We start from the raw sequence: 24489 nt of genomic DNA, 5'->3' as shown, positions 1-24489 counted from the left end.
CGGGTTTTGGCGGATACTGGCCTTTTGCCCGATTCGCGGCTATGGGCCGCAGGCATGAGCACCCCCCTTCCCACCTCGATGCCGATTGCCGGCCATATTGATCCTGTCGTCACCGCCCGCGATATCACCGCCCGCGCCGATGGCCGTGTCGACCTGTTGGGCCTGCCCCGCCCGCGCATCACCGAAATCCTGGCCGAAGCGGGCCTGGACGCCAAGGCCGCCAAGCTGCGTGCCAAGCAGGTGTTCCACTGGATCTATCACCGTGGCGTCACCGATTTTGACGCGATGACCGACATCGCCAAAACGATGCGCCCGTGGCTGGCCGAACGCTTTGTCATTGGCCGCCCGGACATTGTCGTGTCGCAGCATTCGACCGATGGCACACGCAAATGGCTGTTGCGCACCGCCGACGGGCACGAGTTCGAGATGGTGTTCATCCCCGATGCAGATCGCGGCACGCTGTGCGTCTCGTCTCAGGTGGGTTGTACGCTCAACTGCCGGTTCTGCCACACCGGCACGATGCGTCTGGTGCGCAATCTGACGCCGGGCGAAATCGTGGGTCAGGTGATGCTGGCGCGCGACGCGCTGGGCGAATGGCCCAAGGCGGGTCAGGCCGACTTTAGCGAGTTGGGCGACGATCTGGTCGACGAGGATGGCGGCTATTCCTCGGACGGGCGGTTGCTGACCAACATCGTGATGATGGGCATGGGCGAGCCGCTGTATAACTTTGACAATGTGCGTGACGCGCTGAAGCTGGTGATGGATGGCGATGGGCTGGCCCTGTCCAAGCGCCGCATCACCCTGTCGACCAGCGGCGTTGTGCCGATGATGGCCAAGTGTGGTGAGGATATTGGCGTCAATCTGGCCGTGTCGCTGCATGCCGTGACCAAGGAGATCCGCGACGAGATCGTGCCGATCAACCGCAAATACGGCATCGAGGAATTGTTGCAGGCCTGTGCCGACTATCCCGGCGCGTCGAATGCCCGCCGCATCACGTTTGAATATGTGATGTTGAAGGACAAGAACGACAGCGACGAACACGCCCGCGAGCTGGTCCGCCTGATCAAGCAGTACAAGCTGCCGGCCAAGGTCAACCTGATCCCGTTCAACCCGTGGCCCGGCGCGATTTACGAATGCAGTACGCCCGAACGGATCAAGCGTTTTTCCGACATCGTGTTCGAGGCCGGGATCAGCGCCCCTGTGCGCACGCCGCGCGGGCGCGACATTGACGCGGCCTGTGGCCAGTTGAAAACCACCGCGCAAAAGATGAGCCGCGCCGAACTGGACCGTCTGGCCGAGGAAAAGCAGGCCGCGCTGGGCTGACCGCTACGCCGGATACCGACACAAAAAAGGGGCAGCGCCGCGTGGCCTGCCCCCTTTTTTCATGCGCGGCGCTGTGGCCGCTGCGCGGGTTAATAACCCATCAGGCTCAGCACTTCCTTGCGGCTGCGCGGATCAGACAGGAACGTGCCGTACAGACGGCTGGTGACCATGCCCACGCCCGGCGTGCGCACCCCGCGCCCGGTCATGCAGCCATGCTGCGCCTCGATCACCACGGCCACGCCATGCGGGCGCAGATTGTCCCAGATGCACTGCGCCACCTCGGCCGTCAGGCGTTCCTGGATCTGCAACCGGCGGGCATAGCCGTGCAGCACGCGGGCCAGTTTCGAAATGCCCACCACCTTGTCGCGCGGCAAATAGGCTATCGCCGCCTTGCCAGTGATCGGGGCCATGTGGTGTTCGCAATGGGACTGGAACGGAATGTCCTTCAACACCACGATCTCGTTGTAACCGCCCACTTCTTCAAACTGGCGGGCCAGATGGATGGCCGGGTCCTCGGCATAGCCGGCGCAATATTCGCGCCATGCCCGCGCGACCCGCGCCGGCGTGTCCAGCAAGCCCTCACGCGCGGGATCATCACCTGCCCAGCGGATCAGCGTGCGGATCGCCTCCTGCACATGATCAGGCACCGGCGGCTTTTCGCTGGCGGCGGGGACCACGGGGCAATCGTCATCGTCGGCGGGGCAGGTCATGCGTTCTCTCCGAAGGCTGGGGGCGGACACCACATCCGCCCTTCGCCCAACGCCGCCGCTTTTGCGCCTATGTCCGCGCAACGCAAGCCCAAATCACCCCGCGTCCCCTATGGGCATTGCCCCAAGGGGCCGGGGGGCTCTGACGTTATTTGGCTCCGGGGCGGAGGCAACGGAACTGGCCGAATGCCACGCCGATGGTCCAGAATGCACGGCATGACACGCCCCATCCTGCTGTTCCATCGGGACTATCGCGCCTTTCAGGGCGGCCATCAAAAGGTGGCGGACTATATCGCCCACACGCAGGCGAGCGCCCATTTCACCCCGCGCCTGTATCTGGCGCCCCACAGCCTGTCCGATCACCCCTTTGCGCTGGAATGCCTGACCGCGCTGTGGCAGCCGCAACGCGCCGATGCGCTGTTTGTGGCCGGAATGGATTGGGACGCCCTGCCACAGGGGCTGGAGGCGCGGGTGCCGGTGATCAACCTGATCCAGCATGTGCGTCACGGGCGGGCGGGCGATCCGCGCCATGCGTTCCTGTCGCGGCGGGCGCTGCGGATCTGTGTGTCTGACGCGGTGGCGCAGGCGATCGAGGATAGCGGGCGCGTAAACGGCCCGGTGATGACCATTCCGGCGGGAATCGATTTGCGCGCCTGTGCCCCCGCGCCCAAACGGGTGGCGGTGGTGATCGCCGGGGTCAAGGCGCCCGATCTGGCGCAGTCCGTGGCGGCGCTGTTGGCGCGCGAGGGGGTGGAGGCGGACTGTTTGACGCGCGCCCTGCCGCGTGATGTTTATCTGGCGCGGGTGGCGGCGGCGCGGGTGGCGATCACCCTGCCCGACCCGGCGGAAGGCTTTTACCTGCCAGCGGTGGAGGCAATGGCCGCGCGCTGTGCGCTGGTATGCCCGGACGCGCTGGGCAATCGGGGGTTCTGCCGGGACGGGGAGACATGCCTGATGCCTCCTGCGGCGGCCGACGATCTGGCGGCGGCGGCGCTGCGCCTGTTGCGCGATCACGCGCTGGCCGAAAGGTTGATCGCCAACGCCGAGGGGGAGGCCCGCCGCCACGGCCTGATGGCCGAACGCGCGGCGTTTCAGGCGGTGTTGCAGGACATGGTCCGCGCCGCCGCCTGAAACGCGGCCCCCGCTAGCCCCGCGCCAACAGTGGTTTCAGATAGGCGCCGGTAAAGCTGGCCTTGTTGGCCACCACCTGCTCGGGCGTGCCTTCGGCGACGATCTGCCCGCCGCGCACGCCGCCCTCGGGCCCCATGTCGATCAGCCAGTCGGCGGTCTTGATCACGTCCAGATTGTGCTCGATCACCACCACGCTGTTACCCTGATCGACCAGCCGGTGCAGCACCTCCAGCAGCTTGCGCACGTCCTCGAAATGCAGGCCCGTGGTGGGTTCGTCCAGCACATAGAGCGTGCGGCCCGTTGAGCGCCGCGCCAGTTCCTTGGCCAGTTTGACCCGCTGCGCCTCACCGCCCGACAGGGTGGTAGCCTGCTGCCCCACCTTGACATAGCCAAGCCCCACCTCGTTCAGCATATGCATCCGGTCGCGGATCGGGGGGACGTTGGCAAAGAAGCTTTCGGCGTCCTCGATCGTCATGTCCAGCACATCGGCGATCGAGTGGCCCTTGAACTTCACCTCCAACGTCTCGCGGTTGTAGCGCTTGCCGCCGCATTCCTCACACGTCACGTAAACGTCTGGCAGGAAATGCATTTCAATCTTGATCAAGCCATCGCCCTGACAGGCCTCGCACCGCCCGCCCTTGACGTTGAAGCTGAAACGGCCCGCCTTGTAGCCGCGCGCCTGCGCCTCGGGCAGACCGGCAAACCAGTCGCGGATCAGCCCGAACGCCCCGGTATAGGTCGCCGGGTTCGAGCGCGGCGTGCGGCCGATGGGCGACTGGTCGATCTCGATCACCTTGTCACACCATTCAAGGCCCGTAATGCGATCATGCGCGCCGGCAATCACCCGCGCCCCGTTCAGCACCCGGCTTGCCCCCGCCTGCAATGTGTCCAGCGTCAGCGTCGATTTGCCGCTGCCCGACACGCCCGTCACGCAACAAAACGTCCCCAGCGGAAAGCGCGCCGTCACGCCCTTCAAATTGTTGGCGCGGGCGTTTTCCACCACGATCGATTTGCCATTGCCGGGGCGGCGTTCACGCGGGACGTCAATCTTGCGCACGCCGGTCAGATATTGGCCGGTGATGCTGTCGGGGCTGGCCAGAATGTCCTCCAGCGTGCCTTGGGCCACCACTTCGCCGCCATGCACCCCCGCGCCCGGGCCCAGATCGACGATGTAATCGGCATGGCGGATCGCGTCCTCGTCATGCTCGACCACGATCACCGTATTGCCCAGATCGCGCAGGCGTTTGAGCGTTTCCAGCAGCCGGTCATTGTCGCGCTGGTGCAGGCCGATGCTGGGTTCGTCCAGCACATAGAGCACGCCCGACAAGCCGCTGCCGATCTGTGACGCCAACCGGATACGTTGCGATTCGCCGCCCGACAGCGTGCCGCTGGTGCGGTCCAGATTCAGGTAATCCAGCCCGACATTGTTCAAAAAGCCCAGCCGCTCGTTGATCTCTTTCAGTATGGCCTTGGCGATCTGCTGCTGCTGGTCGGTCAGGCGCTCGTTCAGCGTCGAGAACCACGCCAGCGCGTCCGACACCGACAGGCGCGTGACGCTGGCGACATCGCTATCGCTCACCTTCACACACAAAGCTTCGGGTTTCAGGCGCTTGCCCTCGCACACCTCACACGGCTGCGAGGTCTGGAACTTGCCCAGTTCCTCCTTCATCCACGCGCTGTCTGTTTGCAGGATGCGGCGCTGCAGATTGCCGATCACGCCCTCGAACGGCTTGGTGACGGTGTACAGCTTCTTGCCGTCCATGAAGGTCAGCGGCACCGGCGCCTTGCCCGTGCCGTACAGGATGACGATCTTCACCTCGACCGGCAGATCGGCCCACGGCGTCTCGATGCCAAAGCCGTAATGCTTGGCCAGACTGGTCAGCACCTGCATATAATAGGGTGAGGGAGGGTTCGATTTGGCCCAAGGCACCACCGCGCCTTCCTTGATGCTCAACGCCTCGTTCGGGACGACCAGCTGGGGGTCGAACAACAGCTTCTCGCCCAAACCGTCACAGGCCGGACACGCCCCCTGCGGCGCGTTGAACGAGAACAAGCGCGGCTCCAGCGCGTCCAGCGTGAAGCCGCTGACCGGACAGGCGAATTTCTCGGAAAAGACGATGCGGTTGGCGGGGATCCCGGCGCCCTTCAACTGCGCGCCCTTCTTCTTTGATCCTGCGCCCGCCTCCTCCTCACGGCCGGGCACCACGCCCTCGGCCAGATCGACATAGGCCAGCCCTTCGGCCAGTTTCAGCGCCTGTTCAAAGCTGTCGGCCAGCCGGCTCTGGATGCCATCCTTCACCGCGATACGGTCGACCACCACCTCGATGTCATGCTTGAACTTCTTGTCCAGCGTGGGCGCGTCCTCGATCGCCACCAGTTCGCCATTGACGCGCAGGCGGGTGTAGCCTGCCTTTTGCCACTCGGCGATTTCCTTGCGGTACTCGCCCTTGCGCTGACGCACCACGGGCGCCAGCAGGTACAGCCGCGTCCCTTCGGGCAGGGCCATCACCCGGTCGACCATTTGGCTGACGGTCTGCGCCGCAATCGGCAGGCCCGTGGCGGGCGAATAAGGTACCCCCACCCGTGCCCACAACAGACGCATGTAATCGTAAATCTCGGTCACGGTCGCGACGGTGGATCGCGGGTTGCGGCTGGTGGTCTTCTGCTCGATGGAAATGGCGGGCGACAGGCCGTCGATATGCTCGACGTCCGGCTTTTGCATCATCTCCAGAAACTGCCGCGCATAGGCCGAGAGCGATTCGACATAGCGCCGCTGCCCCTCGGCATAGATCGTGTCGAACGCCAGCGACGATTTGCCCGACCCCGACAGGCCGGTGATCACGATCAGCTTGTCACGCGGCAGGGCGATGTCGATGCCCTTGAGGTTATGCTCGCGGGCGCCCCGCACGGTGATATGGGTCAGACTCATGGGTGGCGGTGTTCCAGATTTGTTCGCGCAGCGCAAGGGGCGGATTCGCCAGCGCAGCGATTGGCCGCCTATGTGCCGCCCTGCCCGCCCCACGACAAGTGCCCCTGCGGGCCGACTTCAGCCGCTGATCGCCAGCGCCCATTCGCCCACATCGCCCAGCCACCGGCCGCGCACGCCCCAGACCTCGTGCAGCACATCGGGCGAGAGCGCCTCGACCGGGGGGCCATCGGCGACGATCCGACCCTCGTGCATCACCACCACGCGCGCGGCATGGTTCATCGCCATCGTCAGATCATGTACCACCACCGCCACGCCCACGCCGCGCCGCGCCTGCGCCCGCAACGCGGCCATCAATGTGCGCGCGTGCGACAGGTCCAGATGGGCCAGCGGCTCGTCCGCCAGGATCCAGCGCGGCTGCCCCGCCAGCACCCGCGCCAACAGCGCCCTTGCGCGCTCACCACCAGACAGGGTGGAGACGGCGCGGTCCGCCATCGCCATCAGGTCCATCGTGGCCAGCGCGCTGTCCACCCGCGCGGCCTGTTCCGCCACGCCAATGCCGGGTCGCAAAGGCGCCGCCGCCCAAGGCATCACCCCCAGCCCAACCAGCGCCCGGACCGACAAGTCCCACGCCACTTCGCCCGCCTGTGGCAAATAGCCGATGGCACGCGCGCGGTCCCGATCAGCCATTTGCGCCAATTCGCCGCCGTTAAGCCATACCCGCCCGTCCTGCGGCACCAACAGCCCGGTCAGCGCGGCCAGCAAGGTGGATTTTCCCGCCCCATTGGGGCCACAGATCGCCGTCACCTGCGCCGGTGCCAGCGTCAGGCTGACATCCGCCAGACGCCCCGCCACCTGCACCCCCTGGGCGCTCAATTCGTCGCGCGGCTGCCCGCTGCTCATATCCAGCCTCCCGTAGCGCCCGCCTGTAATCCGCGCGCGCGCATCCGCCACAACAGCGTCAGGAAAAACGGCGCGCCCAACAGGCTAAGCGCAATGCCCAGCCGCAATTCGCCCCCCGCCAGCGGCCACAACCGGCACAGGCTGTCGGCCACCACCAGCAACAGCGCCCCGCCCAGCGCGCTGGGCAGGATCAGGCTGGACGGGCGGCGGTCGGTCAGCGGGCGCAACAGATGCGGCACCACCAGCCCGACAAAGCCGATGATCCCCGCCACCGCCACGCTGCCCCCGACGCTCAGCCCCACGCCCAGCACCAGCAAAGCCTGCAACCGGCGCGGCTCGACCCCCAGCGAGCGGGCGGCCGCCATGCCCAGGCTCATCGCGTCCAGATCACGCGCCACCAGCACGAAACACGCCGTCCCCAGCAAGGACAGCGGCAGCGCCACCCAGACATCGGTCCATGACCGATCGGCCAGCGCCCCCATCAGCCACGCGACGATCTCTGACAGGGCAAAGGGCGAAGGCGAGAGCGAGATCGCCAGGCTGGTCAACGCGCCTGAAAGGCTGGCGATCATCATCCCGGCCAGCGTGAACAGGATCGCCCCCCCCCGCGCCGCGATCAGCCCCAGCAAGGCCATCGCCCCGCCCGCGCCGATCAGCGCCAGCACCGGCACGCCCCACGGCCCCACCGGCACACCCGCCGCGCCGAGCCAGATCGCCCCCACCGCGCCCAGCGCCGCGCTGGGGGCGATGCCGAACAGCCCCGGATCGGCCAGCGGATTGCGCAAATAGGCCTGCATCGCCGCTCCCGCCGCGCCCAGCCCGCTGCCCACCGCCACGGCCAGCAACACGCGCGGCAGGCGCAATTCGATCAGGATGGCGGCAACGCGCCCGTCCTGTGACAGCGCCAGCGGATTGACCCATACCGGCCCGGCCAACAGCGACACTCCCGCCGCCAGCAACAGCACCATCGCCAACAAGCCATTCAGCCGGGTCATCGCATATGGTCCTGTACATAGGTGGCGCGGATCCGCACCAATTGATCCAGCGCCAGCGGGATGGTTGGCCCGCCACAATATTCCAGTCTGGGCGGCACGGTATAGACCGGCATGGCCCGCCCGCTGACCGGACTGCGCATGGCGGACAGCGCGGGATGGTTCAACACGCGGTCCTGCGCGGGCGCATGGGCAATGGCCAGCACCAGATCGGGCGGATCGGCCAGCACGCGCTCCAGCGGCAGGATTTGCGATTGCAGATAGCCGCGCTGGGCCCCGAAGGAGACCATCCCCGTATGGGCGACCAGATCGGCGATCAGCGTCTGCGGCCCGGCAACATGGCCGCCCCCCTGCCAGATCAGCGCGCGCGGGCGGCGCGCGGAGGACGCAGCCGCACGCACCGCCGCGTTGATCCGTTCCACCAGTGCCTCGGCCCGGTCGGGGTGGCCCAACAGGGCGCCCATGCGCCGCACCTGCGCCACGCTTTCAGCAATCGTGGCGGGCATGGCAAAAGCCTCGCGCCGCAAGCCCAGCCGGGCATAGGCCGCCGCCGTCGCGGGGGCCGCATAATTGCCGTCCAGCACCAGATCGGGATGCAGCCCATAGGCTTCCTCGACACTGCCGCTGACCGCGCGGAACCGCCGCGCCACCGCCACGTCGGTCGAGCTTTGCATCCGGTCATGGCTATAGGCCGACACCGCCAGCACCTGCGCCGGATCGGCCAGTTCCAGCACCAAGGCATCGGTACAGGGGTTTTGGCTGACAACACGGGGCAGGCGCGGAGCGGTATCGGCCCGCCCCTGCCCCGTGCCCGGCGCGCAGGCCGCAACGCACAGGCCCAGGCCCGCCAGCAGCCCCACCGCCGCCAGCCTGCCCTGCCCTGTCCGTTCCGGCCCGCGCCGCATCGCCTGCCTCCTTACAGCTTGGCCCGCACCCCGATGGTGGCGCTGCGGCCCGGCGTGTTATAGCCCGATACCACCGTATAGCGCGCATCGGTCAGGTTCTCGATCCGGCCATACAGTTCGATGCCGTGGCCCATCTGCCATGCCGCCCGCAGGCCCACCAGCACATAGGAATCCAGCCGCACCGTATTGGCCGCATTGTCAAAGCTGTCGCCCACCATGCGGACATCAGCCCCCAGATCAAAGCCCGACAGCACCGTCACATCGCCTGCCAGCGTCAGCATGTCGCGCGGACGGCGGGCCAGATCGCGCCCGTAATTGGCATTGCCCACCGTGCGGTTCTGGCTTTGCAGATGGGTATAGGTGGCGGTCAGGTGCAGCGCGCTGGTCGGACGCACACCGCCCTCGATCTCGATGCCTTCGGCGCGGGCGCGGCCGGTGTTGGCATAGACGCCATAGGGACGCGATGCGCACAGGCCCAGCGACGAACACGACACAAAGTCGATCTGGTTGGTGGTGTCGCGGTGGAACCAGGTCAGCGCGCCATGTACGCGGCCATCGCGGCGGCCATATTCCACGCCCGCGTCATACGACCGGCTGGTTTCGGGAGCCAATGCCTTGTTGCCGTAATCGGACAGCAATTGGTACAGCGTCGGCGCCTTGAAACCTTCGCCATAGGAAGCGCGCAGGCGCAAGCCGTCCAGCACCGTCACCGACCCGTTCGCGCCAAAGCTGGTGTGGATGCCGAATTGCGAATGGTCATCCACCCGCACGCCCGCGGCCAGCGCGACGCGGCCCTGCGTCCAGCCCAGCAGCGCATGGCCCGAAGACAAGCGCGTCTGTGCCGACAGGCCCGGCCCATAGTAATAGGTGCGCGCCCGCGCCCATTCGGTGTCCGCGCCAAAGTCCAGACGGAAGCCGGCGGGCAGCACGGCATAGCCGGTCAGGTCCAGCCGATTGGTGCGGCCCATATAGGTCTGATAGGGCTGGGCATCGCCGCTGTAGAAATAGCCACGGCGCTGATCGGCCACCGATCCGCCCAGCGTCAGACCAAAGGCGCGGCGCGTGAATTCCAGCGCGGCCCGGCCCGAAGCCTGCTGATTGATCTGATATTCGCCGATATTGCCATAGATCGAGGCATAGGTGACCGGGTCATAGCCGGTATAGCTGTCGATCGACAGGCGGCCATCGACATAGCGGCCCTGCGCGCTCAGCTTCAGCCCTTCGGCCAGGTTCAGGCGGGCCTTGCCGCTCAGGCGTAACTGGCGGAAGGGGTTGGCGCCGGCCACGCTCGACATGGTCGAGATGCCATCGCTCGACACCTTGCCCACGTTGACCGAGACGGCATAGCGGTCACGCTTGATCCCCGCCCCGCCCTCGGCGCTCCATGTGCCGTTGCTGCCATATTCGACGCTGCCCTGCAGGCCATTGGTTTCGCGCGTGGTGATGCCCAGCACGCCGCCAATCGCGTTCGAACCCCACACCACCGAGTTCGAACCACGCAGCAGTTCGACCTTCTGGATGTCCCCCGACATCAGCCCGCCAAAGTCATAGCCGCCCGATGGAGCCGAGATATCCTCGACCTTGACCCCATCGACCAGCACGGCCAACTGCTCGGACTGTGCGCCGCGCACGAACACGGCGGTCTGGCCACCGAACGTGCCGCTGCGGTTGACCGACACACCGGGCAGGCGGCTCAGCACGCGGGCGATGTCGGCGCCCTGAATCTGCGCCAGTTCCTCTGCGCCCACCACGGTGATCGCCTGACCCGACAGGTCAACCGGGGCGCTGTGGCCAGTGGCCAGCACGGTGATTTCGGTTTCAGCCGCAGGGGCGGCGATGGTTTCGGCGCGCGCCGCCGGCACAGCCCCGATCAGCCCCACAACCGAGGCCGCGACGAAATAACGATGTTGCATTGTAACCCTCACTCAACGAACGAAAAGCCGCTCGTGGCGAGAGAGGCCGCCCGCCGCGCCCCCCATGGGCACAGCCTACCAAGGCGGCATCGCGCTGCATCTCCGGTACACCCCGCCCGGCGCTGAACGACCGCACGCCGGCAGGTCTCCTGGCTACTCCGGGTCATGGCGCGATCCTTGGCCTTCCCAGCCCGCTTGCGGGGCCAGTGGCACGAATAAGGCGCGCTGCCGGATACAGTTGCGGGGGCAGCTTCGGTGCCATGACGTCGGGCGCATGGCCCGGCCGCATGATCCGAATTCCCTCTTTGGCGCGGGGGGATTCGCTGATTGGCGAGCCCTCCTGCGCCTCTCGCCCCTCTCGGGGCACCGGTGGCGTGCCGGCCCGATAGACCCGACACAGCCCCTTCGCAAGTGCGAAAGAGATAGGTCCACACCCCGCACAGGCCCGCCAAACGCGTCCAAGCCCATGAATAACCGCAGATTAACCCTGATCCGGCGACCGAATGTTAAGCCGTTAAGGATTAGGGGCATGGCTCGTACCGCGATGATACAGCGCGGAATCGGCGGATGCATGCGGGAAAAAGGCGGTTTAGGCCATCCTTACCCGCCATCGCAAACGCCGGACAACTGGGATGAACCTGCCTCGTGCACTTGTTGCAAATGCCTATGTCGCCCAGCCGCAATGGCCGCAAGAAGACCCGCGTCCCCGTGATTTCCACGCTCTGTTCCTGCGAGATTTCCCGATGAGCATCGCCGCCACCCAGACCAAGGCCAGCCAGCGCAAATGGATGCGCCAGGCCGCCGCGCTGGCCGTGGCCGCCGCCACGGTGATGAGCATTCAGGCCGTGCGGGGCGCCGGCGGGGCACAGGCGCTGGCGGGCACGCTGACGCGCGATGACTATGTGGCCGAAGACGCCGAAATGGCCCCCATGCCGTTCGAGCAACCCGGCGGCAGCTTTCCCGGTTCTGCCTATTACTACCTGGCGTCCGACAGCGATCCGGCCCCGGCGCGTGACGGCACATTCCGTTCGGCCATTTCCAGCCTGATCCCCGGCAGCCATTGGGACGGCGAGGCCGCCCCTGCCGATGACCAGCCCGGCGATGGACTGACCACCCCCGGCCCCGCCGCCCGCGCGCTGGCGCAAATGGGCAGCGCCGAGGACAAGGCCCGCGCGCTGCAATGCCTGACCGCGGCCATCTATTACGAATCAGCCAGCGAGCCCGACGGCGGCCAGCGCGCCGTGGCGCAGGTGGTGTTGAACCGTGTGGCCCACCCCTCGTTCCCCAATACGGTGTGCGGCGTGGTGTTTCAGGGGTCGGAACGCAACACCGGCTGCCAGTTCTCGTTCACCTGTGACGGCGCGTTGATGCGCAAACCCAGCCGCTATTTCTGGGACCGCGCGCAAAAGGTCGCGCAGGCGGCCCTGGCCGGTTACGTCTATCGCCCGGTGGGGCTGGCGACGCATTACCACACCTTTGCCGTGCACCCCTATTGGGCCGACAGCCTGAACTTCATCGGCCAGATCGGCGCGCACCGGTTTTACACCATGCGCGGCCCCGCTGGCACGCCTGCGGCTTTCCGCGTCAATTACACCGGCATCGAACCGCTGGCTGTTGCCCATGCCCGCAATTCGCGTCCCGACCCACAGGATCTGGCCGACCCGCTGGCGCAGGAACGCGCCTATGAGGCCAGCCTGCGCCTGACCGCCGCGCCGCGCGGCACGGTGCCCGCTCCGGTCGCGGCCGCCCCCGCCTATACCAGTGATGTGATTCGCCACGGCGGCGACGCGGCCTATCGCGCGCGCGCATTGCCCGGCACAGAGGCCGTTCGCCCCGAATATCAGGACAGCGGACGCTGGATCGGCAGCCCGCAATAACCAATACGGCGACAAGAGCGCCACGTCATCAACAGCTTTGTCACCCTTGGCCCGACAAATATTCATTTCGGCCGAAAAAGCCGATTGCATCATCCATGCGGTTGCTTATGGGTGCCCCACCCCGGCTGTGACAAGGGGAGTGGGAGACACATCGCGCATGCCATCGATCATGGCTTGACGCATAGCTCTCGCCTCCAGCCGGGATAGGGTCGAGCAAACAATCTATGACTGTCATGTTCTGTCCGGTGCGGCTGATTGCCTCCCCGAGTACACCGGAGCAACCGCTCCGATGATTCTCCGGTGATCCCGCGTTGCCTTGTATGCAGGTTGATAACCACGCCGGATCACAAAGGTTTAGTGCCCGAGAGTGTATATCCGCCGCGTTAGTGTTGCACCTGTATAGCCAATGGGGAGTTGAGCCCGATGTCAATCCGATTTGCCGCCGCCGGAACAGGCGAATGCAGCGCGGTGGCTCGGGCCTTGTGCTATCATCGGCCCCCTCAACCGGCAAACGACTGTGAGGCGGGCATTGCCCGCAACGTGCTGTTGCAATCAGCGCTGCGCCATTTCGCGCGGCACGGGCTGGGCGCGGCCGAACGGGCCCGCGCCAATGCGGAAAAGGCGTTCTTCAACGGTGACCGCGATTCGTACCGCCACTGGCTGGCGGTGTGCCGCACGCTGGACCGCCGCATGGCCGACGCGATCAGCGCCCGCCGCCATCCCTCGACGGCGGCCGAACGGTAGGCGCTATCAGTTTTCCCGCCCATAGAGGCATCACGGCGCGCCATTAACCTTCGTTTATCTGCACACCCGCCGCCCCTAGGGATGAAATTTCGCGCAAATTAACCAATCGGTGACTCCTGACCGGATAGTTTTAACCGACTATCCGAGGGAGTTTGCCCCATCACCCGGTTCAAAAACAGCCTGCGCGTCCTGTTCAGGACGACTGCCATCGACGATCAGGTCCGCGCGATTCTGGTCTCGACGCTGTACACGCAGCCCGCCAGCCTGGCGATCGGCGCAGCCTGTGGCATCGTCACCAGCCTGACGGCAGCGCGAGTGTCGGATATGCCGCAACTCTATCTGGCGGCCTATACGCTCAGCGCGGTGGCGCTGTTGCGCGTGGCGGCCAGCCTGATCCTGCCGCGCCTGCGCAACACCAATGCGCGCGTGCTGGAATTCATCTACGAACTGGGCGCCTATAGCTATTCCACCGCCATCGGCATGATGGCGACACTGACTGTGCTGTACAAGGTGCCGCCGGTGGCCGAGACGCTGATGGTAGCCAATGCCATCGGCTATGCTGTGGGGATCGCCGCGCGCAATGCGGGCCGTCCGGCGATCGCCATCGGCCAGATGATCCTGACGCTGACGCCGGTATGCATCGCGCTGGCCATGCGCAGCGAAATCGCGGCCAAGGTGCTGGCCTTCTCGATCACGCTGCTGTTGCCGGCAATGACTTCGATCACGATGAACGTGTTCAAGACGCTGCGCGATTCGATCTCAGCGGCCGAAACCAGCCAGCGCCTGGCCGACAAGATGCAGCATCTGGCCCGCACCGATGTCGTCACCGGCCTGCACAACCGCGCGGGCCTGAACCATCAACTGGTCGAAAAGCTGATGGATCTGGAGCCGGGCCGCCGTCTGGCCCTGTTCTGGCTGGATCTGGACAAGTTCAAGGAAGTGAACGACACGCTGGGCCATCAGGTGGGCGACCGCCTGTTGTGCGAGGTGGCCGCGCGCCTGCGCAAGCAATCGCCGGCGGACGCCTGCATCGCCCGTTTCGGCGGCGACGAATTCATCATCGCCTGCGAGGCGGACGCGCGCGAGGACATCCAGCGCCTGGCCGACGAATTGCTGGCCGAGATCATCCGCCCGATCCGCATCGACAATGACCGGCTGGAGGTTGGCTGCTCGATCGGCATCGCGGTGCTGCCCGATGACGGCACCGATCTGGAAACCGTGCTGCAAGGGGCCGATCTGGCGCTGTTCCAGTCCAAGGTGAACGGGCGCAAGCAAGTGACCTTCTTTGACGCGGCGATGACCCGCGCGCTGGTCCGCCGCCGCGAGATCGAGGCCGAACTGCGTCTGGCGCTGCAGCGCGACGAATTGTCGGTGTTCTTCCAACCGCTGATCGACCTGAACACCGGCCGCATCCGCGCGTTCGAAACGCTGGTGCGCTGGTTCCACCCCGAAAAGGGCGAATTGCGCCCCGACGAATTCATCCCCGTGGCCGAGGAATGCGGCGCGATCATCACGCTGGGCAACTGGATCACGGCGCAGGCGGCCAAGGTCGCGGCGACATGGCCCGATCACGTCACGCTGGCGGTCAACCTGTCGCCGTTGCAGATCAAGGCACCGGGCGCGGCGCTGGGCATCCTGAACGCCCTGCGCGAGGCCAAGCTGGACCCGACCCGGCTGGAACTGGAAATCACCGAGACCGTCCTGCTGGAACACAGCCCCAACACCGACGCCTTTATCAAGCAATTGTCCGAGGCGGGCGTGCGTTTCGCGCTGGACGATTTTGGCACCGGCTATTCCTCGCTGGGCTATCTGGACAAATATCCGTTCAAGAAGATCAAGATCGACCGCAGCTTTGTCTCGGGCATCAATGTCGGCACAACCAGCACCGCGATCATCCGCGCCGTGTCGGGCATGGGGCAATCGCTGGGCATGGAGATCGTCGCCGAGGGTCTGGAGACGCTGGAGCAGGTGCAGGCCGTGCGTCAGGCGGGCTGCACGCTGGGTCAGGGGTGGTATTTCAGCCGCGCCGTGCCCGATTATCTGGCCGCGATGCTGCTGGCACAAGAGGCCCGCCGCTTTGACGAGGACACCCCGGCCGCGATCGAGACCAGCGACGAAAGCATGCCGCGCATCGTCACCCCGCCCGCCACCACCTTGCCCGACCCAGACAAGCAGCGCCGCCGCCGGTCGGCCTGAACCGGCCAGATCGCCTCCCAACGCGGCAATCACGCCTCGGCTCGATGACGGCCGGGGCGTTGTGCTGTATGACCCGGGTGCGATTCCCGCGCATACGGATGCGGTGACGCAAACCGGCTGTTCGCTGGGTGGAGAGTCGACAGATGGCCGCCGCGTGAAGGTGCCAATGCGGAACATGGATTAGGTGAAATGGCGAGGATTTAACCAATCTCACATAGATAAATGCTATTGCGAATAAGTCGCACAAACTTGTCGCGGATTCGACCTTTTCATAGCTTGCATTGCGCAAAAGACAGGAATAGGGCGAGCCTCGAAGCCGGACCCATGCCCGGCCCACACGATCAACACCGAGGCTTCGCGCGCTTGCGGGACTGCGCGAAACACCCTCGACACGCTCTCGCTCTCATCCGGCAATGAAGCCGGAGGGAAGCCCCGCAAAAGGGAAGGACTGGTTTTCCCCATGGCACGCAAGAAGATTGCCCTGATTGGCGCCGGCAACATCGGCGGCACCCTCGCTCACCTGGCCGCTCAGAAGGAACTGGGTGACATCGTGCTGTTCGACGTGGTCGAAGGCGTGCCTCAGGGCAAGGCGCTGGACCTGTCGCAGTGCGGCCCGGTCGAAGGCTTTGACGCCAAGATCACCGGCTCGAACGACTATGCCGACATCGCTGGCGCAGACGTGATCATCGTCACCGCCGGTGTCGCCCGCAAGCCGGGCATGAGCCGCGACGACCTGCTGGGCATCAACCTGAAGGTCATGAAGGCCGTGGGCGAAGGCATCCGCGACAACGCCCCCAACGCTTTCGTCATCTGCATCACCAACCCGCTGGACGCGATGGTGTGGGCGCTGCGCGAATTCTCGGGCCTGCCGCACAACATGGTCGTGGGCATGGCCGGCGTGCTGGATTCGGCCCGCTTCAGCCACTTCATCGCTGACGAGTTCAACGTCTCGGTCAAGGACGTGAACACGTTTGTGCTGGGCGGCCACGGCGACACGATGGTGCCCGTCACCCGTTACTCGACCGTCAACGGCATCCCCGTCCCCGATCTGATCAAGATGGGCCTGTCGACTCAGGAGCGCATCGACGCCATCGTGCAGCGCACCCGTTCGGGCGGCGGCGAGATCGTGGCCCTGCTCAAGACCGGTTCGGCGTACTATGCCCCGGCCACCTCGGGCATCGCCATGGCTGAAGCGTACCTGCGCGACCAAAAGCGCATCCTGCCCTGCGCCGCCTATGTCGATGGCCAGTATGGCGTTGACGGCCTGTATGTCGGCGTGCCGGTGCTGATCGGCGCCAATGGCGTCGAAAAGGTCATCGAGATCGAGCTGGACGACGCGGACAAGGCGGGCCTGCAGGTGTCGGTTGACGCCGTGAAGGAACTGCTGGTCGCGTGCAAGGGCATCGACCCCTCGCTGGCCTAATCGGACAACGTGCCACTGATCAGCCTTGTTGCCGCCGCGGCGGCCGCCACAGCGCCCCTGCCCTCGACGCAGGACAGGGCGTTGTTCGCGGCTTTCCGTCAGGTGTGCGGTCAGGTGCGCGACTATGCGCATATGGCCGCCACCGCGCGCGGGGCAGGCTGGTCAGCGGTGCCCGAAGACGCCCATCCGCGTCTGGCCACGCTGATTGCGCGCGGCCGTGACGCCGCGATGAAGGACGCGCCCGAGGCCACTTTTGCCAGCGCTCAATACACCCGCACCGTTGCGGGGCGTGTGTTGTGGCTGGTTCAGTCGCGCTATGTCGATCAGGGGCGCACCGCCGCTCCGGGCCTGTGGGCCAACGGCTGTCGCGTCTATGATTTCGATGCCGCCGCCCCGATCGCCTCGCGCCAACTGGCCCGCCTGATCGGCAAGCGTCACACCGGCACGCTGCCGCTGCCCGATGGCGGCACGCAATATCTGTGGGAGCCCGGCTTCCACTCCGGCCACTCGGTCGAGGTCAGTTTCCTGCGCGGCGACGATGCCGTGTCGGCCAGTTTCGCGTTGCGCGGACTGGTGCTGACCACCCAGGCCATCGGAGGGCATGTGTCATGACCCCCGCCATTTTCTGCCACCCCCGGCGCAACGCAGCGCCTACCTGCGCCGCCGCGGTGGCAACACCAGACCACCTGCACCTACTATCCACAATCGGCTTGATTTAACCAAGGACCACCGATTCCATGTCGATCCTGATCAACAAGAACACCAAGGTCATCACCCAAGGTATGACCGGTAAGACCGGCACGTTCCATACCCAGCAGGCGCTGGCCTATGGCACGCAGATGGTTGGCGGCGTGACCCCCGGCAAGGGCGGCACCACGCATGACGAAACCGGCTTGCCCATCTGGAACACCGTCGCCGAGGCGAAGGCTGTTTCGGGCGCGACCGCTTCGGTCATCTATGTTCCGCCGCCATTCGCCGCTGACTCGATCCTGGAAGCCATCGATGCCGAGATCGAACTGATCGTCGCCATCACCGAAGGCATCCCCGTGTCGGACATGGTCCGCGTCAAGCGCGCCCTGTCGGGCAGCAAGTCGCGCCTGATCGGCCCGAACTGCCCCGGCGTGCTGACCCCGAACGAGTGCAAGATCGGCATCATGCCCGGCAGCATCTTCTCGAAGGGTTCGGTGGGCGTTGTGTCGCGTTCGGGCACGCTGACCTATGAAGCGGTGTTCCAGACCACCAACATCGGCCTGGGCCAGACCACGGCTGTGGGCATCGGCGGTGACCCGGTCAACGGCACCAACTTCATCGACGTGCTGGAACTGTTCCTGGCGGACGATGAAACCAAGTCGATCATCATGATCGGTGAAATCGGCGGCAGCGCCGAAGAAGAAGCCGCTCAGTTCCTGAAGGACGAAGCCAAGCGTGGCCGCAAGAAGCCGATGGCTGGCTTTATCGCGGGCCGCACGGCGCCTCCGGGCCGCCGCATGGGCCACGCGGGCGCGATCGTTTCGGGCGGCCAGGGCGGCGCCGAAGACAAGATCGCGGCCATGGAAGCCGCCGGCATCCGCGTCAGCCCCTCGCCCAGCCTGCTGGGTGAAACGCTGGCCGAAGCGCTGAAGGCCTAAAAACGACTGCGTTACCGGGCAAGGGCATAGGCTGGCGGCAATCGCCGGTTAACCTTGCCCGGTGACAATTGGATAATGACCATCGCCATGTCTCCTCCCCGGGGCAGCGGTGGCGACAAGCAAATGACCGGCGCCCGAGCGCGGCGCGACACAAGGTGAGGCCATGGGTAGCGAGAGCCACGATTTTCTTCCCGACATGGGTCAGGAAGCGCCACAAGCCGGCCCCAGCTGGCAACGCAAGAACTGGCCCTTGGTGGGCGGCGGCGCAGAGGATGATCTGACGCAGGCGCTGGACCCCATGGTGCTGAAGGCCGCGATCAAGGCCGACGCCAAAAAGAAGGGCACGCCCGTCAGCGACGCGTCCGTCGAAGAGGCCGCCAACGACACGCTGCGCGCGATCATGCTGATCCGCACCTATCGCGTGCGCGGGCATCTGGCCGCCGATCTGGACCCGCTGGGCCTGCACAAGCGTGACCTGCCCGCCGACATGACGCCGGAATATTACGGCTTCACCGGCGCTGCTCTGGACCGCAAGATTTTCCTGGGTGGCACGCTGGGCATGCAGTGGGCCTCGATCCGCGAGATCGTCGACATCCTGCGCGCAAATTACTGCGGCAAGGTCGGCCTGGAATACATGCACATCACCGACGTGGACGAGCGCCGCTTCCTGCAGGACCGCATGGAAGGCGCCGACAAGCACATCGAATTCAGCCCCGAGGGCAAGAAGGCGATCCTGTCGGCCGTCGTGCGCGGTGAGCAGTACGAAAAGTTCCTGGGCAAGAAGTACGTCGGCACCAAGCGCTTTGGTCTGGACGGCGGCGAGGCCATGATCCCCGCTCTGGAAGCCGTGATCAAGTATGGCGGCCAGCTGGGCGTCAAGGAAATCGTCTATGGCATGGCCCATCGTGGCCGCCTGAACGTGCTGGCCAACGTCATGGCCAAGCCGTACAAGGTGATCTTCCACGAATTCTCGGGCGGCAGCGCCAACCCTGACGATGTCGGCGGTTCGGGCGATGTGAAGTACCATCTGGGCACCAGCACCGACCGTGAATTCGACGGTATCAAGGTGCACATGAGCCTGATGCCCAACCCTTCGCATCTGGAAACCGTTGACCCTGTCGTGCTGGGCAAGGTGCGCGCCTATCAGCAATTGCGCGATGATATCGGTGACGACATCGGCCCTGGCGCCCGCCACAAGCAGGTGCTGCCCGTGCTGATCCACGGTGACGCGGCCTTTGCGGGGCAAGGCATCGTGTGGGAATGCTTTGGCCTGTCCGGGGTCAAGGGCTACAACACCGGTGGCTGCATCCACTTCATCATCAACAACCAGATCGGCTTTACCACCAGCCCGCAGTTCTCGCGCGGCTCGCCGTATCCCTCGGACGTGGCCAAGGGCGTGCAGGCGCCGATCATCCATGTGAATGGCGATGATCCCGAAGCGGTCACCTTTGCCTGCAAGCTGGCGATTGACTACCGCCAGACCTTTGGCCGCGATATCGTCGTGGACATGTGGTGCTATCGCCGCTTTGGCCATAACGAAGGCGACGAGCCCGGTTTCACCCAGCCGCTGATGTATCAGAAGATCCGCGCGCATAAGGGCGTGTCGGAAATCTACGCGCAGCGCCTGCAGTCGCAGGGCGTGATCGACGGCGGTTTCCTGGCCGAGCAGATCACCGCCTTTACCAACCATCTGGAAGAACACTTCGACGCCTCCAAGACCTATAAGGCCAATGAGGCCGACTGGTTTGGCGGCCGCTGGAGCGGGTTCAACCAGCCGATGGACCCCGAAACCGCCCGCCGCAACGTGCCCACCGGGATCGAGCAGAAGCTGTTCGACAGCCTGGGCCGCACGCTGACGACCGTCCCTGACGACCTGACCGTCCACAAGACGCTGAACCGCGTGCTGGACGCCAAGCGCGAGATGTTCACCAGCGGCGAGGGCTTTGACTGGGCCACCGGCGAAGCGCTGGCCTTCGGTTCGCTGCTGTCCGAAGGTTATGCCGTGCGCCTGTCGGGTCAGGACTGCGGCCGTGGCACCTTCAGCCACCGCCACGCCGTCTGGGTTGACCAGAACACCGAGCGCAAGTTCGTGCCCTTGAAGACCGTGCCGCATGGCTTCTTCGAGGTCTATGACAGCCCGCTGTCCGAATATGGCGTGCTGGGCTTTGAATATGGCTATGCCAGCGCCGACCCCAAAACGCTGGTGCTGTGGGAAGCGCAGTTCGGCGACTTTGCCAACGGCGCGCAGATCATCTTTGACCAATATGTCGCCTCGGCCGAAAGCAAGTGGCTGCGCGCGAACGGTCTGGTGATGCTGTTGCCCCATGGCTACGAAGGTCAGGGTCCGGAACACTCGTCCGCCCGTCTGGAGCGTTACCTCCAGCTGTGCGCCGAGGACAACATGCAGGTGTGCAACGTCACGACGCCGGCCAACTATTTCCACCTGCTGCGCCGGCAGATGCATCGTCCGTTCCGCAAGCCGATGATCATCATGAGCCCCAAGAGCCTGTTGCGCCACCCGCTGGCCAAGTCGAAGGCCGAGGAGTTCATCGGCGATGGGCACTTCATGCGCATCCTGTCGGACACCAACGGCGCGGCCGATGCCGATACCAAGCGCGTTGTGCTGTGCACCGGCAAGGTGGCCTATGACCTGATCGAGGCGCGCAACAACGCCGAGATCACCGACACACAGATCATCCGTCTGGAACAGCTCTATCCCTTCCCGGGTGAGCCGCTGGCCGCCCGTCTGGCCCGCATGCCCAATCTGGAAGACGTCGTGTGGTGTCAGGAAGAGCCGAAGAACAACGGTTCGTGGTTCTTTGTCGAGCCGCTGATCGAGGAAGCGCTGAGCGCGGCCAAGAGCAAGGTGGGCCGCGCCCGCTATGCTGGTCGCCATGCGTCGGCCTCGCCGGCGACGGGTCTGGCCAAGCGCCACGCTACCGAACAGGGCGCGTTGGTGGCTGATGCCCTGCACCTGTCGGCGCGCGGTGAAATCCGCCGCCAGAAGAAGAACTGATCCTTCCCCCTTTTCATCTCGGAATATTGAACCATGTCCACGGAAATCAAAGTCCCCACGCTGGGTGAATCGGTGAGCGAGGCCACCATCGGCCAGTGGTTGAAGCAGCCTGGTGAAGCGGTCGCTCTGGACGAGCCCATCGCCAGCCTGGAAACCGACAAGGTCGCGATCGAGGTCAACTCGACCGTTGCGGGCGTCATGGGCGCGCATCTGGCCGAGGAAGGCGCCACCGTGACGGTCGGCGCTGTGATCGCCACGATCGAGGCTGGCGGCGCTGCGGCTGCCGCGCCCAAGGCTGCTGCGCCGGCGCCCGCCGTTGCCGCGCCCGCCACCCCGGTCGCCCCGGTTGAGGCCGCCAGCGAAAGCAGCGATCCGGCTGTGTTGAGCCCGGCCGTGCGCCGCGCGGTGCTGGAATACGGCATCGATCCGGCCACCATCAAGGGCACCGGCAAGGACGGCCGCATCACCAAGGAAGACGTTGTCGCCGCCGCCCAGTCGCGCGCGGCCAGCGGCGCCCCTGTGGTGCCCGCCGCCGTCGCCGCCCCGGCGAACGAACGCCGCGAAGAGCGCGTCAAGATGACCCGCCTGCGCCAGACCATCGCCAAGCGTCTGAAGAGCGCGCAGAACGATGCCGCGCTGCTGACCACCTTCAACGACGTCGACATGTCGGCCGTCATGGAAGCGCGCAACCGCTTCAAGGACAGCTTTGAAAAGAAGCATGGCGTCAAGCTGGGCTTCATGTCCTTCTTCGCCAAGGCCGCCTGTCTTGCGCTCAAGGACATCCCGGCCGTCAACGCCCAGATCCAGGGCGATGAGATCGTCTATTTCGACTATGTCGACCTGTCGGTGGCCGTCTCGGCTCCCAACGGTCTGGTCGTGCCGGTGGTGCGCAACGTTGACAAGATGGGCTTTGCCGACATCGAGAAGGCCATCGCCGACTATGGCAAGAAGGCCAAGGACGGCGCGCTGACCATGGCTGACATGGCTGGCGGCACCTTCACCATCTCGAACGGCGGCGTGTTCGGCGGTCTGATGTCGACCCCGATCATCAACCCGCCCCAGTCGGCCGTGCTGGGCCTGCACCGCATCGAGGACCGCCCCGTGGTCCGCAACGGTCAGATCGTGATCCGCCCGATGATGTATATCGCGCTTTCGTATGACCACCGCATCATCGACGGCCGCGAAGCCGTGACGGCGCTCAAGACGATCAAGGAAGCGATCGAGGATCCCACCCGTCTGCTGATCGACCTCTAAGCGGATAAGGACTGAGCATCATGGCTGATTATCAATACGACGTCCTTGTCATTGGCGCTGGCCCCGGCGGTTACGTCGCGGCCATCCGCGCCGCGCAGCTGGGCATGAAGACCGCCTGCGTCGAGGGTCGCGCCACGCTGGGCGGCACCTGCCTCAACGTCGGCTGTATCCCGTCCAAGGCGCTGCTGCACGGCAGTGAGCTGTTCGAGGAAGCCGCGCACGGCACGCTGGCCAAGTTTGGCGTCAAGACCGGCCCGGTCGAGCTGGACCTGTCGGTGATGCAGGGCGAAAAGGATACCGTGGTCAAGGAACTGACCGGCGGCATCGAATTCCTGTTCAAGAAGAACAAGGTCGACTGGAAGAAGGGCTATGCCACCTTCAAGGACGCCCACACCGTTGAGGTGGCCGGGCAAACCGTGACGGCAAAGCATATCGTCATCGCCACCGGTTCGTCGGTCACCCCGCTGCCGGGTGTGCCGGTGGACAATGATGCGGGCGTGATTGTCGATTCGACTGGCGCTTTGGCGCTGGACCGCGTGCCGAACCACATGGTGGTGATCGGCGGCGGCGTGATCGGTCTGGAGCTTGGCTCGGTGTGGCGCCGTCTGGGCGCCAAGGTCACCGTGGTCGAATTCCTCGACCAGCTGCTGCCCGGCATGGACGGCGAAGTCCGCAAGGAAGCCGCCAAGATCTTCAAGAAGCAGGGCATGGACCTGATGCTTTCGACCAAGGTCACGGGCGCTTCGGTCGATGGCGGCAAGGCCACGCTGACCGTGGAACCCGCCGCTGGTGGCGAGGCTTCGACGATCGAGGCCGATTGCGTGCTGGTGGCCATTGGCCGTCGCCCGAATGTCGATGGTCTGGGTCTGGACAAGATCGGTCTGGCGCTGAACGCGCGCGGCCAGATCGAAACCGACCATGACTTCCGCACCGCCGTCGATGGCGTGTGGGCGATCGGCGACGTGATCCCCGGTCCGATGCTGGCCCACAAGGCCGAGGACGAGGGCATTGCCGTTGCTGAAAACATCGCGGGCCTGACCGGCATCGTCAACCATGACGTGATCCCGGGCGTGGTCTATACCACGCCGGAATTCGCGGGCGTGGGCCTGACCGAAGAAGCCGCCAAGGCGCGCGGCGCGATCAAGGTGGGCAAGTTCCCGATGATGGCCAACAGCCGTGCCAAGGCCAACCGCGAGCCCGAAGGCTTCGTCAAGGTCATTGCGGACGCCGCCACCGATCGCGTTCTGGGCGTGTGGGCGATTGCCAGCGTTGCCGGCACGATGATCGCGCAGGCCGCGCAGGCGATGGAATTTGGCGCCACGTCGGAAGACATCGCCTATACCTGCCACGCGCACCCGACCCATTCGGAAGCGATCAAGGAAGCCGCCATGGGCGTGCAGGGCAAGCCGATCCATATGTGATCGCTGCCTTCCTTGGGCACATAACATCACGCGGGCGGGGGCAACCTTCGCCCGCGTTTTGTTTGGGCCCGCGCTTTGTTTGGAGCTGGACACACTCTACGCCTTGCCCAGCGCTACGCCTGCCCCCACA

Annotated in this window: 17 protein-coding genes and 1 riboswitch; of the genes, 11 read left to right on the top strand and 6 right to left on the bottom strand. The window is 65.5% G+C overall.

All coding sequences use genetic code 11. The features are described from left to right. The first annotated feature begins 54 nt into the window (after positions 1-54). Positions 55-1323: a 23S rRNA (adenine(2503)-C(2))-methyltransferase RlmN gene (rlmN, locus tag GTZ99_RS01875; protein ID WP_161716578.1), complete on the top strand. Its 1269-nt coding sequence runs from the start codon at positions 55-57 to the stop codon at positions 1321-1323. Positions 1324-1412: 89 nt separating this feature from the next. Here rlmN and folE read toward each other — a convergent pair whose 3' ends face one another. Further along, positions 1413-2033 carry a GTP cyclohydrolase I FolE gene (folE, locus tag GTZ99_RS01870; RefSeq protein WP_161716577.1) on the bottom strand — a complete coding sequence of 207 codons (621 nt, stop codon included), beginning with the start codon at positions 2031-2033 and terminating at the stop codon, positions 1413-1415. A 213-nt stretch (positions 2034-2246) separates the two neighbouring features. On the opposite strand from folE, the gene GTZ99_RS01865 reads away from it, so the two are divergent. Continuing rightward, positions 2247-3161, top strand: coding sequence for a glycosyltransferase (locus GTZ99_RS01865; RefSeq protein ID WP_161716576.1), 915 nt, complete (start codon positions 2247-2249; stop codon positions 3159-3161). A gap of 13 nt (positions 3162-3174) precedes the next feature. On the opposite strand, the gene uvrA is transcribed toward GTZ99_RS01865, so the two are convergent. The 5 genes from uvrA to GTZ99_RS01840 form a co-directional block, all read right to left on the bottom strand. Then, positions 3175-6090: an excinuclease ABC subunit UvrA gene (gene uvrA / locus GTZ99_RS01860; protein WP_161716575.1), complete on the bottom strand. Its 2916-nt coding sequence runs from the start codon at positions 6088-6090 to the stop codon at positions 3175-3177. 117 nt (positions 6091-6207) lie between these two features. Beyond that, on the bottom strand, positions 6208-6990 hold the full coding sequence (locus tag GTZ99_RS01855; RefSeq protein ID WP_161716574.1) for an ABC transporter ATP-binding protein: 783 nt from the start codon (positions 6988-6990) through the stop codon (positions 6208-6210). Beyond that, entirely contained in the window at positions 6987-7985 is a 999-nt protein-coding gene (locus GTZ99_RS01850) for a FecCD family ABC transporter permease (RefSeq protein WP_161716573.1), read from the bottom strand. The genes GTZ99_RS01855 and GTZ99_RS01850 overlap by 4 nt, the downstream gene beginning before the upstream one ends. Next, positions 7982-8887 carry an ABC transporter substrate-binding protein gene (locus tag GTZ99_RS01845; RefSeq protein WP_161716572.1) on the bottom strand — a complete coding sequence of 302 codons (906 nt, stop codon included), beginning with the start codon at positions 8885-8887 and terminating at the stop codon, positions 7982-7984. The genes GTZ99_RS01850 and GTZ99_RS01845 overlap by 4 nt, the downstream gene beginning before the upstream one ends. An 11-nt stretch (positions 8888-8898) precedes the next feature. Continuing rightward, positions 8899-10800, bottom strand: a complete 1902-nt coding sequence (locus GTZ99_RS01840) for a TonB-dependent receptor plug domain-containing protein (protein ID WP_161716571.1) — start codon at positions 10798-10800, stop codon at positions 8899-8901. Between the two features lie 122 nt (positions 10801-10922). Beyond that, a riboswitch (cobalamin riboswitch) is annotated at positions 10923-11147 on the bottom strand. 396 nt (positions 11148-11543) lie between these two features. Here GTZ99_RS01840 and GTZ99_RS01835 point away from each other — a divergent pair. The 9 genes from GTZ99_RS01835 to lpdA all read left to right on the top strand — a co-directional run bounded on the left by GTZ99_RS01835 (position 11544) and on the right by lpdA (position 24359). Continuing rightward, positions 11544-12677: a cell wall hydrolase gene (locus GTZ99_RS01835; RefSeq protein WP_227711021.1), complete on the top strand. Its 1134-nt coding sequence runs from the start codon at positions 11544-11546 to the stop codon at positions 12675-12677. A 423-nt stretch (positions 12678-13100) separates the two neighbouring features. After that, positions 13101-13421 (top strand): hypothetical protein, encoded by a 321-nt coding sequence (locus GTZ99_RS01830; protein ID WP_161716570.1) that lies wholly within the window; start codon positions 13101-13103, stop codon positions 13419-13421. A 324-nt stretch (positions 13422-13745) separates the two neighbouring features. Continuing rightward, positions 13746-15617, top strand: a complete 1872-nt coding sequence (locus GTZ99_RS01825) for a putative bifunctional diguanylate cyclase/phosphodiesterase (protein ID WP_227711020.1) — start codon at positions 13746-13748, stop codon at positions 15615-15617. A 460-nt stretch (positions 15618-16077) separates the two neighbouring features. Beyond that, complete coding sequence (gene mdh / locus GTZ99_RS01820; RefSeq protein ID WP_161716569.1) at positions 16078-17040, top strand: malate dehydrogenase; 963 nt, start codon at positions 16078-16080, stop codon at positions 17038-17040. A 9-nt stretch (positions 17041-17049) separates the two neighbouring features. Then, on the top strand, positions 17050-17652 hold the full coding sequence (locus GTZ99_RS01815; protein WP_161716568.1) for a hypothetical protein: 603 nt from the start codon (positions 17050-17052) through the stop codon (positions 17650-17652). Positions 17653-17777: 125 nt separating this feature from the next. Beyond that, positions 17778-18668, top strand: coding sequence for a succinate--CoA ligase subunit alpha (sucD, locus tag GTZ99_RS01810; protein ID WP_161716567.1), 891 nt, complete (start codon positions 17778-17780; stop codon positions 18666-18668). 163 nt (positions 18669-18831) lie between these two features. Continuing rightward, entirely contained in the window at positions 18832-21684 is a 2853-nt protein-coding gene (locus GTZ99_RS01805; protein ID WP_161716566.1) for a 2-oxoglutarate dehydrogenase E1 component, read from the top strand. Positions 21685-21717: 33 nt separating this feature from the next. Next, the gene (gene odhB / locus GTZ99_RS01800; protein ID WP_161716565.1) at positions 21718-22938 is read left to right on the top strand and encodes a 2-oxoglutarate dehydrogenase complex dihydrolipoyllysine-residue succinyltransferase; all 1221 of its coding nucleotides are present in this window, start codon (positions 21718-21720) and stop codon (positions 22936-22938) included. Between the two features lie 20 nt (positions 22939-22958). Beyond that, complete coding sequence (gene lpdA, locus GTZ99_RS01795; RefSeq protein WP_161716564.1) at positions 22959-24359, top strand: dihydrolipoyl dehydrogenase; 1401 nt, start codon at positions 22959-22961, stop codon at positions 24357-24359. The last annotated feature ends 130 nt before the right edge of the window (positions 24360-24489 follow it).

The sequence above is a fragment of the Novosphingobium ovatum genome (assembly GCF_009909235.1).
GTDB classification, from domain to species: domain Bacteria; phylum Pseudomonadota; class Alphaproteobacteria; order Sphingomonadales; family Sphingomonadaceae; genus Novosphingobium; species Novosphingobium ovatum.
The sequence above is the reverse complement of the archived record's forward strand: the minus strand, read 5'-3'. Positions and strand labels throughout refer to the sequence as shown.

Coding starts and splice junctions, on each gene's coding strand:
- folE (WP_161716577.1), bottom strand. CDS start 2,033: ATGACCTGCCCCGCCGACGATGACGATTGCCCCGTGGTCCCCGCCGCC.
- GTZ99_RS01865 (WP_161716576.1), top strand. CDS start 2,247: ATGACACGCCCCATCCTGCTGTTCCATCGGGACTATCGCGCCTTTCAG.
- odhB (WP_161716565.1), top strand. CDS start 21,718: ATGTCCACGGAAATCAAAGTCCCCACGCTGGGTGAATCGGTGAGCGAG.
- GTZ99_RS01805 (WP_161716566.1), top strand. CDS start 18,832: ATGGGTAGCGAGAGCCACGATTTTCTTCCCGACATGGGTCAGGAAGCG.
- uvrA (WP_161716575.1), bottom strand. CDS start 6,090: ATGAGTCTGACCCATATCACCGTGCGGGGCGCCCGCGAGCATAACCTC.
- GTZ99_RS01855 (WP_161716574.1), bottom strand. CDS start 6,990: ATGAGCAGCGGGCAGCCGCGCGACGAATTGAGCGCCCAGGGGGTGCAG.
- GTZ99_RS01830 (WP_161716570.1), top strand. CDS start 13,101: ATGTCAATCCGATTTGCCGCCGCCGGAACAGGCGAATGCAGCGCGGTG.
- lpdA (WP_161716564.1), top strand. CDS start 22,959: ATGGCTGATTATCAATACGACGTCCTTGTCATTGGCGCTGGCCCCGGC.
- GTZ99_RS01835 (WP_227711021.1), top strand. CDS start 11,544: ATGAGCATCGCCGCCACCCAGACCAAGGCCAGCCAGCGCAAATGGATG.
- GTZ99_RS01825 (WP_227711020.1), top strand. CDS start 13,746: ATGCCGCAACTCTATCTGGCGGCCTATACGCTCAGCGCGGTGGCGCTG.
- sucD (WP_161716567.1), top strand. CDS start 17,778: ATGTCGATCCTGATCAACAAGAACACCAAGGTCATCACCCAAGGTATG.
- GTZ99_RS01850 (WP_161716573.1), bottom strand. CDS start 7,985: ATGACCCGGCTGAATGGCTTGTTGGCGATGGTGCTGTTGCTGGCGGCG.
- GTZ99_RS01845 (WP_161716572.1), bottom strand. CDS start 8,887: ATGCGGCGCGGGCCGGAACGGACAGGGCAGGGCAGGCTGGCGGCGGTG.
- rlmN (WP_161716578.1), top strand. CDS start 55: ATGAGCACCCCCCTTCCCACCTCGATGCCGATTGCCGGCCATATTGAT.
- mdh (WP_161716569.1), top strand. CDS start 16,078: ATGGCACGCAAGAAGATTGCCCTGATTGGCGCCGGCAACATCGGCGGC.
- GTZ99_RS01840 (WP_161716571.1), bottom strand. CDS start 10,800: ATGCAACATCGTTATTTCGTCGCGGCCTCGGTTGTGGGGCTGATCGGG.